The organism is Mycobacterium sp., assembly GCF_032162605.1.
In the GTDB taxonomy this organism is placed as follows: Bacteria; Actinomycetota; Actinomycetes; order Mycobacteriales; family Mycobacteriaceae; genus Mycobacterium.
This window is the reverse complement of the sequence record NZ_JAVROT010000359.1, coordinates 1-3,465: the sequence shown is the minus strand read 5'-3', so window position 1 is coordinate 3,465 and position 3,465 is coordinate 1. Positions and strand designations below refer to the sequence as shown.

The following is a 3,465-nucleotide window of genomic DNA, read 5'->3' as shown; positions in this document are numbered from 1 at the left end:
ATGAAGCAGCTGCTTGACAGCGGCACCCACTTCGGGCATCAGACCCGTCGCTGGAATCCCAAGATGAAGCGGTTCATCTTCACCGACCGCAACGGCATCTACATCATCGACCTGCAGCAGACGCTGACCTACATCGATTCGGCATACGAGTTCGTCAAGGAAACCGTCGCCCACGGTGGCAGTGTCATGTTCGTCGGCACCAAGAAGCAGGCCCAAGAGTCCATCGCCGATGAGGCCACCCGCGTCGGGATGCCCTACGTCAACCAGCGCTGGCTGGGCGGCATGCTCACCAACTTCCAGACCGTGCACAAGCGCCTTCAGCGAATGAAGGAGCTCGAGACCATGGAGCAGACCGGTGGCTTCGAGGGTCGCACCAAGAAGGAAATCTTGATGCTGACCCGCGAGAAGAACAAGCTCGAGCGCAGCCTCGGCGGTATCCGCGACATGGCCAAGGTTCCCTCGGCAGTCTGGATCGTCGACACCAACAAGGAGCACCTCGCGGTCTCCGAGGCCCGCAAGCTGAACATCCCGGTCATCGCGATCCTCGACACCAACTGCGATCCCGACCTCGTCGACTACCCCATTCCGGGCAACGACGACGCGATCCGCTCGGCTGCGCTTCTCACCAGGGTGATCGCGGCTGCGGTCGCCGAGGGTCTGAAGGCCCGTTCCGGTGCGGGTGGCGGCGGCGACAAGCCGGCCGCCGAGGGTGGTGCCGAGCCGCTGGCCGAGTGGGAGCAGGAACTGCTGGCCACTGCGACGGCACCGGCGGCTGCGCCCGCGGAAACGGGATCCGTTGCCACCGAGACGACCACCACGGAGGCTTAAATGGCCAACTACACCGCTGCCGACGTCAAGCGACTTCGGGAGCTGACCGGCTCCGGCATGCTCGACTGCAAGAACGCCCTGGTCGAAGCCAATGGCGACTTCGAGCGGGCTGTCGAGGTGCTGCGGATCAAGGGCGCCAAGGACGTCGGCAAGCGTGCCGAGCGTGCGACGGCCGAGGGCCTGGTCGCTGCCAAGGGCGGCGCGCTCATCGAGCTGAACTCGGAGACGGACTTCGTCGCGAAGAACGAGGAGTTCCAGGCCGTGGCCGCACAGGTCGTGGCGGCTGCCGCCGAGTCCAAGGCGTCCGACGTCGACGCGTTGAAGGCGGCCAGCGTCGGTGACAAGACCGTCGAGCAGGTGATTGCGGACCTCTCCGCCAAGATCGGCGAGAAGCTCGAACTGCGCCGCGCCGCCTACTTCGACGGGACTGTCGAGGCGTACCTGCACAAGCGGTCGTCGGATCTGCCGCCTGCCGTCGGTGTTCTCGTCGAGTACACCGGAGGCAATGCGAAGGTCGCGCACGCCGTGGCTCTGCAGGTTGCGTCGATGAAGGCGAAGTACCTGACCCGTGGCGACGTACCCGCCGACGCCGTCGCCAACGAGCGCCGCATCGCCGAGGAGACGGCCCGCGAAGAAGGCAAGCCCGAACAGGCGCTGTCGAAGATCATCGAGGGTCGCCTCACCGGCTACTTCAAGGACGTCGTCCTGTTGGAGCAGCAGGCGATCTCCGATGACAAGAAGACCGTCAAGGCAGTCATCGACGACGCCGGACTGACCGTCACCCGATTCGTCCGCTTCGAGGTCGGTCGCGCCTAGGCGTCACGAGTTTGGGCGACTCACCACCAATTTGGAGTCGTTCACCTAGAGACCCCGCGTCCCCCACCGGTGATCCCGGTCGGCGCGGGGTTTCTTCTCGTTCAGCGGTAGTTCACGACCCGCCACGCGTTATTGCACACGTGTGTTGCTAGCGTCGGGACATGACCTACGTTTCCGCGTTCGACGACGACGCACTGGGAGAGCTCGACGCCACGGGCGTCGTCGAGGCCATCAGGTCGGGAGCGGTATCCCGGGTGGACGTCGTCGAGGCGGCCATCGCACGCACCCAGAAGGTCAACCCGCAGCTGAACGGGCTGGCCTACGAGGCGTTCGACGCGGCCCGCGCCCGCGCGTCGGCGAAGACGCCGTACGGCGGCTACTTCGACGGCGTGCCGACCTTCGTCAAGGACAACGTCGCGGTGGAGGGCATGCCGACGATGGAGGGCGCCGACGCGTGGCGGCCCCGACCCGAGCGTGCGAACGGCGACTTCGCCCGCGCCTACCTGTCCACCGGACTAGTCGCGCTTGGCAAGACCCAGTTGTCCGAGTTCGGGTTCAGCGCCGCTGCCGAACATCCCCGCCTTGGTGCCGTGCGCAACCCCTGGAACACCGACCACACCGCGGGCGCGTCGTCGTCCGGGTCGGGAGCATTCGTGGCGGCCGGCGTGGTGCCGATCGCCCACGCCAACGACGGCGGCGGGTCGATCCGGATCCCGGCGTCGTGCAACGGCCTGGTCGGCCTCAAACCGTCGCGTGGTCGACTGCCCTTGGACCAGAACATGCGCGATATGCCGATCCGAATCGTGGCGAACGGGGTGCTGACTCGTTCGGTGCGGGACACGGCGGCGTTCTACCGTGAGGTCGAAAACGTCTGGCGCAGCCCGAAACTCCCATTGATCGGTGACGTCACCCGACCGGGACGGGACCGCCTGCGGGTCGCGGTGTTCACCAGGTCGGTCAAGCGCGAGTGCAGTCCGGAGATCCGCGGCCACACACTCGCCGCCGCCGGGCTGCTCGAAGATTTGGGGCACCGCGTCGAGTATCTCGACGAACCGCCCGTTCCGCAGTCCTTCATCGACGACTTCCTTCTCTACTGGGCCTTGCTGGCGTTCGCGCTGGTGCGTGGCGGACGTGGCCGCTTCGGCGAGTCCTTCGACCGCGGGCGGCTGGACAACCTCACGCTCGGTCTCGAGAGGTTCGGGAGCCGAAATCTGCACGGGCTGCCGCTGGCGATCGTCCGGCTCTCCACCCTGCGCCTGCGGATGTTGAAGTCGATACGCGACTACGACGTGCTGCTCACACCGACGCTCGCCGACGCCCCGCCCCTCGTCGGACACCTCGACCCCACGGCCGACTATGACCAGATCATCGAGAGACTCGTGGACTGGGTGGCCTTCACGCCCCTGCAGAACGTCACGGGTGACCCCGCAGTCTCGTTGCCGCTCGCCGAGTCCGCGAACGGCCTACCGATCGGCATGATGTTCAGCGCCCGGCTGGGCCGCGAGGCGACGCTACTGGAGCTCGCCTACGAGCTCGAAGAGGCCAGCCCGTTCCGCCGACTCCGAAGCGGCGGCCGCTAATGGTCGAACGTCGGCGGGGGCAGGGTGGCCGCGCATCCGGCGTCGTAACCGGTTGGGTCGTCGAGGAAGTCGATGAGGATCTGCTGCGCGCAGGTGGATCGGCTGAGCACGTCGTGGCCGCTACCTGCGATGCGGACGACGCGCCCGTTGGGGAGGCCCTCGGCCGCCAGATCGGCCTGGCTGGGTGGAGTGACCGCGTCGAGCGTGACGGCGAGCAACAGCGCGGGCACGTCGCTGCGCA

4 protein-coding genes are annotated in these 3,465 nt (G+C 66.9%); 3 read left to right on the top strand and 1 reads right to left on the bottom strand.

The annotated features are described in order from the left end of the window. From rpsB to QOI01_RS20230, 3 genes are all read left to right on the top strand, one after another. Nucleotides 1-828: 30S ribosomal protein S2 (gene rpsB, locus QOI01_RS20240; protein ID WP_526384079.1), on the top strand; the 828-nt coding region annotated here is incomplete at its 5' end. Then, a complete protein-coding gene (gene tsf / locus QOI01_RS20235; protein ID WP_526384077.1) occupies nucleotides 829-1,644 on the top strand; it encodes a translation elongation factor Ts in 816 nt (271 codons plus the stop codon). Between the two features lie 161 nt (nucleotides 1,645-1,805). Then, complete coding sequence (locus tag QOI01_RS20230) at nucleotides 1,806-3,224, top strand: amidase (RefSeq protein ID WP_526384075.1); 1,419 nt, start codon at nucleotides 1,806-1,808, stop codon at nucleotides 3,222-3,224. On the opposite strand, the gene QOI01_RS20225 is transcribed toward QOI01_RS20230, so the two are convergent. Continuing rightward, nucleotides 3,221-3,465: alpha/beta fold hydrolase (locus QOI01_RS20225; RefSeq protein WP_526384073.1), on the bottom strand; the 245-nt coding region annotated here is incomplete at its 5' end. The genes QOI01_RS20230 and QOI01_RS20225 overlap by 4 nt on opposite strands.